This window comes from Microbacterium sp. CPCC 204701, from assembly GCF_004010105.1.
GTDB lineage: Bacteria > Actinomycetota > Actinomycetes > Actinomycetales > Microbacteriaceae > Microbacterium.
In genome coordinates this window covers 1-1,587 of record NZ_RRYE01000534.1, presented here as the reverse complement: position 1 = coordinate 1,587, position 1,587 = coordinate 1, and the positions used below count along the sequence as shown (strand labels likewise).

At 73.8% G+C, this 1,587-nt stretch carries 3 protein-coding genes; all 3 read left to right on the top strand.

Annotated elements, in window-relative coordinates; translation table 11 throughout:
* On the top strand, positions 1–567 hold a 567-nt coding region (locus tag EIO58_RS17600), incomplete at its 5' end, for an alanine racemase (protein ID WP_274543227.1).
* Positions 564–1,064 carry a tRNA (adenosine(37)-N6)-threonylcarbamoyltransferase complex ATPase subunit type 1 TsaE gene (gene tsaE, locus EIO58_RS17595; RefSeq protein ID WP_127820524.1) on the top strand — a complete coding sequence of 167 codons (501 nt, stop codon included), beginning with the start codon at positions 564–566 and terminating at the stop codon, positions 1,062–1,064. The genes EIO58_RS17600 and tsaE, both read left to right, overlap by 4 nt.
* A gap of 56 nt (positions 1,065–1,120) precedes the next feature.
* Positions 1,121–1,587 (top strand): tRNA (adenosine(37)-N6)-threonylcarbamoyltransferase complex dimerization subunit type 1 TsaB (tsaB, locus tag EIO58_RS17590; protein WP_127820523.1); only part of this gene is annotated, 467 nt, incomplete at its 3' end.

The window sequence follows — 1,587 nt, the reverse complement described above, 5'->3', positions numbered from 1 at the left end:
GGCGTCGCCGCGGCGGCCTCGCTCGGCCTCGCGCCGCCGCTGCGGCACATCGCCGCGACGCACGCCGCGATCGACCTGCCCGAGTCGCGGCTCGGCTGCGTGCGCATCGGGATCGGCATCTACGGTCTCTCGCCGTTCGACGACCGGTCGTCGGCCGACCTCGGTCTGCGCCCAGCGATGACGCTGCGGGGCGCGGTCGCTGCGGTGCGGCGAGTGCCGGCGGGCAAGGGCGTGTCGTACGGGTACGACTACCGCACCGACCGCGACACGACTCTGGCGCTCGTGCCTCTGGGGTATGCCGACGGCGTGCCGCGGCTGGCCTCCGGCGCAGGCCCCGTCACGATCGGCAGCCGACGGCACCGCGTGGCCGGACGCATCGCGATGGACCAGCTCGTCGTCGACGTCGGCGACGCGCCCGTGGCGGTCGGCGACGAGGTCGTGCTGTTCGGCGACCCCACGCTCGGCGTGCCCTCGGCGACGGAATGGGCGGATGCCGCCGGCACGATCAACTACGAGATCGTCACGCGCATCGGGCCCCGTGTCCCGCGCAGGCAGGTGTCGCGATGAGCGGCCTCGACTCGCTCATCGGGCAGCACGAGATCGTCTCGCCCGGCGATATGGAAGACCTGGGGCGGACGATCGGCGGGTTGCTCCGGCCCGGCGACCTCGTGGTGCTCACGGGTCCGCTCGGCGCGGGCAAGACGACCCTCACGCGCGGCGTCGGCGAGGGTCTCGGCGTACGCGGGCCCATCCAGAGCCCGACGTTCGTGCTGGCCCGCACGCACCCCTCGCTCGTGGGCGGAGTGCCGCTCGTGCACGTCGACGCCTACCGCCTGGGCTCGCCGGCCGAGCTCGACGACCTCGACATCGACTTCGAGGGCTCGGCCGTGATCGTCGAGTGGGGCAGGGGCATGGTCGACGGCATCCGCGACAGGTGGTGGGAGCTCGAGATCGAGCGGGAGTGGCACGGGCGGGGGCAGGACGACGCCTGCTACGGCGTCGCGCACGAGGCCGAGCTCGACGCCGAGGCGCCACGACTCGTGACGATCTCGCGGCGCCCCTAGCCGGGCATCCGTCGCGCGGGGAAGAGGCAGGTCCGGCCGCGGTTACGCTGGAAGGCGTGATCCTCGGCATCGACACGTCGCTCGGCTCCGCAGTGGCGGTGGTCGAGCCGGACGGCGTCGTCCGCTCGCAGGTCGAGAGCCCCGACCCCCGCGGTCACGCCGAGGTCGTCGGCACGCTCATCGAGCGGGCGCTGGCCGAGGCATCCGTCATCCCCGCCGACATCACTCACGTCGCTGCCGGCATGGGACCCGGACCCTTCACCGGACTGCGCGTGGGAATCGCCGCCGCTCGAGCGTTCGCGCTCGGACGCGGGGTGCCGGTCGTTCCCGTCGTGAGCCACGACGCGGTCGCCCTCGAGCTGCTGATCCACGACGCGCTCACCGGCGGCTACGAGGACGCCGACGACGAGATGTTCGCGGTCGTCACCGACGCGCGCCGCCGCGAGTTCGCGTACACGCTGTACCGCGGGCTCGACGACGACGGGCTGCCGATCCGCGTCGCCGAGCCGGCGCTCGCGCCTCG

Bases quoted from the DNA above. Each gene is read 5' to 3' on its own strand.
- tsaE (WP_127820524.1), top strand. From the start codon at position 564: ATGAGCGGCCTCGACTCGCTCATCGGGCAGCACGAGATCGTCTCGCCC.